The organism is Rhizobacter sp., from assembly GCF_031412075.1.
In the GTDB taxonomy this organism is placed as follows: domain Bacteria; phylum Pseudomonadota; class Gammaproteobacteria; order Burkholderiales; family Burkholderiaceae_C; genus Rhizobacter.
The window spans coordinates 1-4,715 of record NZ_JANOCG010000024.1 but is presented as its reverse complement, the minus strand read 5'-3'; the positions used below and the strand labels follow the sequence as shown (position 1 = coordinate 4,715).

Annotated in this window: 5 protein-coding genes; 1 reads left to right on the top strand and 4 read right to left on the bottom strand. The window is 64.1% G+C overall.

All coding sequences use genetic code 11. The annotated features are described in order from the left end of the window. The 3 genes from RMO40_RS00765 to RMO40_RS00755 all read right to left on the bottom strand — a co-directional run. A partial coding sequence (locus RMO40_RS00765; protein WP_309714991.1) for an acyl-CoA dehydrogenase family protein occupies window positions 1-341 on the bottom strand: 341 nt, incomplete at its 3' end. A gap of 145 nt (window positions 342-486) precedes the next feature. Continuing rightward, window positions 487-1,683 carry an acyl-CoA dehydrogenase family protein gene (locus tag RMO40_RS00760; protein WP_309714989.1) on the bottom strand — a complete coding sequence of 399 codons (1,197 nt, stop codon included), beginning with the start codon at window positions 1,681-1,683 and terminating at the stop codon, window positions 487-489. 16 nt (window positions 1,684-1,699) lie between these two features. Then, window positions 1,700-2,464, bottom strand: coding sequence for a glucose 1-dehydrogenase (locus RMO40_RS00755; protein ID WP_309714987.1), 765 nt, complete (start codon window positions 2,462-2,464; stop codon window positions 1,700-1,702). Between the two features lie 178 nt (window positions 2,465-2,642). Between RMO40_RS00755 and RMO40_RS00750 the strand changes: the two genes are divergently transcribed. Continuing rightward, window positions 2,643-3,521 (top strand): SDR family NAD(P)-dependent oxidoreductase, encoded by an 879-nt coding sequence (locus RMO40_RS00750; RefSeq protein ID WP_309714985.1) that lies wholly within the window; start codon window positions 2,643-2,645, stop codon window positions 3,519-3,521. A 136-nt stretch (window positions 3,522-3,657) separates the two neighbouring features. Here the strand turns inward: RMO40_RS00750 and RMO40_RS00745 are convergent. Then, a partial coding sequence (locus RMO40_RS00745; protein WP_309714983.1) for an acyl-CoA dehydrogenase family protein occupies window positions 3,658-4,715 on the bottom strand: 1,058 nt, incomplete at its 5' end.

The following is a 4,715-nucleotide window of genomic DNA, read 5'->3' as shown; positions in this document are numbered from 1 at the left end:
GGCAGGGTGGCCTGTTTCTGCGCATCGCTGCCGGCGCTCAAGAGCGCGGTGGTCGCGACGACGCTGGAGGCGAGGAAGGGCGAGGCGCTCAGGTTGCGGCCGATCTCTTCCATCACCACACCGGCTTCGACCATGCCGAGTCCCAGGCCACCGTGCGATTCGGGAATCAGCACGCCGGTGAAACCCATCTCGGCGAATTGTTGCCAGAGCGTGCGCGAGAAGCCGTCTTGGTTGCGCGTGTCGCGCAGCTGGCGCAGTTGCGACACGGGGGCGTTGTCGGCGAGGAATGCACGTGCGCTGTCGCGCAGCATGCCTTGTTCTTCTGTGTGGACGAGTGCCATGGTTGGTCTCTTGATAGGTTGGGGCAGCGCTGAAAACTCCACCGTTCGGGCTGAGCCTGCCTGTCCTGAGCTGAGTCGAAGGGTCGAAGCCAGCGCGCATCGCTTGGCAGGCACTTCGACAGGCTCAGTGCGAACGGAACTCGGCTCAGGCGCCAGGCAAATTCAGAATCCGTTTGGCAATCACATTCAGCTGCACTTCACTCGTGCCACCTTCGATCGAGTTGCCCTTGGTGCGCAGCCAGGCGCGCGCAGTGGCGCCTTCGCGGGTGCGTTCGCTTTCCCAGTCGAGCGCGTCGCTACCCCCGGCTTGCATCATCAGCTCGAAGCGGCGCTTGTTGAGCTCGGCGCCGTAGTACTTGAGCACCGAGCTGAAGGCCGGGTTGCCACGGCCGGCGCGGGCTTCGTCCATCGCACGCTCCATCGTCGAGCGGAAGGCCGCTTCATCGACTTCGAACTGCGCAATCTGCGCACGCAGAAGCGGGTCGGCCAGTCGGCCGGCCGCATCGGTGCCGACCTGCGCGGCAGCCCACTGGCCGAGCGGTTTGGCGGCACCCCGGTCGCCGATGCCACCGATCATTTCGCGCTCGTGCGTGAGCAGGTACTTGGCCACGTCCCAGCCAGCGTTGAGTGTGCCCACCAGGTTGCGCTTCTCGACCCGCACGTTGTCGAAGAAGGTTTCGCAAAAGGGCGACTTGCCCGAGATCAGCAAGATCGGCTTGGTGGTGACACCCGGTGTCGCCATGTCGAACAGCACGAAGCTGATGCCCGTGTGCTTCTTGGCAGCGGGGTCGGTGCGCACCAGGCAGAAGATCCAGTCGGCGCGGTCGGCGTAAGACGTCCAGATCTTCTGGCCGTTGACGACGTAGTGGTCGCCACGGTCATCAGCGCGCGTTTGCAGCGACGCAAGGTCGGAGCCGGCGTTGGGCTCGGAGTAGCCCTGGCACCAGCGGATCTCGCCGCGCGCAATCTTCGGCAGGTGCTCCAGCTTCTGTTCGTGCGAACCAAACTTGAGCAGCGCCGGGCCCAGCATCCAGATGCCGAAGCTCTGCACCGCCGAGCGGCAACCGAGCGCGCGCATTTCTTGCGCAAGGATCTTGGCCTCGTCGGCGCTCAGGCCACCACCGCCGTATTCACGCGGCCAGGTCGGCACCGTCCAGCCTTTCTCGGCCATGCGCTGCAGCCACAGCTTTTGCGCTTCGGAAGAAAACTTCCAGTGGCGTCCGCCCCAGCAAACCTCGTCTTCGTGGGTGACGGGTTGGCGCATCTCCGGCGGGCAGTTCTGCTCCAGCCAGGCCCGGGTTTGTTCGCGAAAGCCCTGCAGCTCGGTGGTGGCGTTGGCCATGTGGTGTCTCCGTCAATCAGATGGTGGCGCCGCCGTCGACCACCAACGCCTGGCCCGTCATGAACGAGCCGGCGGCCGACGCGAGGAACACGGCCGCGCCAGCAATCTCGTCGGGCTCGCCAATGCGGCGCAGCGGCGCGCCGGAGGTGGCGCGTTTCAGGGTGTCGGGGTTCTCCCACAGCGCCTTCGCGAAGTCGGTCTTGATGAGGCCCGGGGCAATGCAGTTGACACGCACGTTGTGCGGGCCGTACTCGACGGCCAGGTTGCGCGCGAGTTGAAAGTCGGCTGCCTTCGACACGTTGTATGCGCCGATCACCGGCGAGCCGCGCAGGCCACCGATGCTCGAGACGATGATGACCGCACCATCCCTGCGCTCGATCATCTGCGGCACCGCGAAGTTGATCAGCCAGTGGTTGGCGATCACGTTGTTCTGCAAGATCTTGAGGAACTGGTCGTCTTCGATGCCGGCCATCGGCCCGTAATACGGGTTCGACGCGGCGTTGCACACCACGATGTCGACCTTGCCGAACTGACGGTTCGTCGCATCGACCAGGTGCTTGAGTTCGTCTTTCGACGAGATGTTGGCCGGGATCGAAATGGCCGTGCCCGCACCACGCGCCTGGTTGATGGCGGCGGCCACTTCGGCGCAGGGTTCGGGCTTGCGCGAGGAGATCACGACCTTGGCACCGTGCTCGGCCATGCGCTCGGCGATTGCCTTGCCAATGCCGCGCGACGAGCCGGTGATGATGGCGACCTTGCCTGTGAGATTGAACAGCGACATGTCTTTTCCTTGCTGGTTAAATTGGGGCGGGATGAATGGCCATGAACTGGCGCCTGCGGAAAGGCCGAATGCGACCAACCAGGTTTTCTAAGTTATCGTCTCCGCATGTTGAATTGCCCTATGTAGATAGGGCAGTTTTTTGTTCAAAGAAACATACCAGATATTTTGAAAGAGCACTATGAGCATTAGCTTTGATGGCCGCGTCGCGATCGTGACAGGCGCCGGTGGCGGCCTCGGCCGCGAGCACGCCCTGGCCCTGGCCCAACGCGGCGCCAAGGTGGTGGTCAACGACCTCGGGCCGGGCGCCGAGACCGTGGCCAACGAGATCAAGGCCGCGGGCGGCGAAGCGATTGCGAGCATCGCCTCGGTCACCGACTTCGCGGCGGTGCAAGCCACCGTCAAGCTGGCGATGGACACCTGGGGGCGTGTCGACATCCTGGTCAACAACGCCGGCATCCTGCGCGACAAGAGCTTTTCCAAGATGGAGATCGACGACTTCAAGCTCGTGGTCGACGTGCACCTGATGGGCGCGGTGAACTGCTGCAAGGCGGTGTGGGACATCATGCGTGCGCAGAAGTACGGCCGCATCGTCAACACCACCTCGTCGTCGGGCCTGTTCGGCAACTTCGGCCAGTCGAACTACGGCGCCGCCAAGATGGCGCTCGTCGGCCTGATGCAGACGCTATCAATTGAGGGCGCCAAAGACAACGTGCGCGTCAACTGCCTCGCCCCCACCGCCGCCACCGCCATGACCGAAGGCCTGATGCCGCAAGCCGTGCTCGACAAGCTGGCACCCGCCGCTGTCACGCCGGGCCTGCTGTACCTGGTGTCGGAGGACGCACCGTCACGCGTGATCCTCAATGCGGGCGCAGGTACCTTCGCGCGCAGCTACGTCACCATGACCCACGGTGTGCACATCGGCACCCCGGCCGATGCGGACGACCAAGTGGCCGCGCAATTCGAGGTCATCTCCGATCGTGACGAAGAGGTAGTGCCCCAATCGGGCAGCGAACAAGGCCGCAATGAAGTGGGCCAGGCGATGGCGGCCACGAGCTGAGGGGCAAGCCCAGAACACCAGCGTTGACGCAAAGCTCACAAAGAGGCAACAGCCAAGAACGCAAAGGGGTCAAAAAAGTCTTTGCGTTCTTTGCGCTCCTTTGCGTTCTTTGCGTCCAAAAAGACGCTTGCAGACCTCAGGCCTTCGCGGGCGCGCGGTACTTGCCGAACTCCCAGCGGGCGATGGCGCGGTTGTGCACTTCGTCCGGCCCATCGGCCAGACGCATGGTGCGCATGCTCGCGTACTGTTTGGCCAGCCCAAAGTCTTCCGACACCCCCCCAGCCCCGTGCGCCTGGATCGCGTCGTCGATGATCTTCAGCGCCATGCGCGGGGCCGCCACCTTGATCATCGCGATCTCCAGGCGCGCGACCTTGTTGCCGGCCTTGTCCATCATGTCGGCCGCCTTCAGGCACATCAGTCGCGTCATCTCGATGTCGATGCGCGCGGTGGCAATGCGCTCTTCCCACAGCGAGTGGTCAGACAGGCGCTTGCCGAAGGCCACGCGCGACTGCAAGCGCTTGATCATCTTCTCGAGCGCCACTTCGGCGCTGCCGATGGTGCGCATGCAGTGGTGGATGCGGCCCGGGCCCAAGCGGCCTTGCGCGATCTCGAAACCACGGCCTTCGCCGAGCAAGATGTTTTCAGCCGGCACGCGCACGTCCTTGAACACCACCTCGGCGTGGCCGTGCGGTGCATCGTCGAAGCCAAACACCGGCAGCATGCGGATCACCTCGACCCCCGGCGTGTCCAGCGGCACCAGCACCTGCGACTGCTGCGAGTGCGAGGGCGCCTCGGGGTTGCTCTTGCCCATCACGATGGCGATCTTGCAGCGCGGGTCGCCCACACCCGACGACCACCACTTGCGGCCGTTGAGCACGTAGAAGTCGCCGTCGCGCTTGATCTCCATCGCGATGTTGGTCGCGTCGGACGACGCCACGGCGGGCTCGGTCATCAAGAAGGCCGAGCGGATCTTGCCGTCGAGCAAGGGCTCCATCCACTGCTTCTTCTGTGCGTCGTTGGCGTAGCGCGCCAGCACTTCCATGTTGCCGGTGTCGGGCGCCGAGCAGTTGAAGACTTCGGAGGCAAAACCCACCTTGCCCATTTCTTCGGCGCATACCGCGTATTCGAGGTTGGTCAGGCCCGCACCACGGTAAGGGCTGTCTTCAGGCAACGAATCCTTGGGCAGGAAGAGGT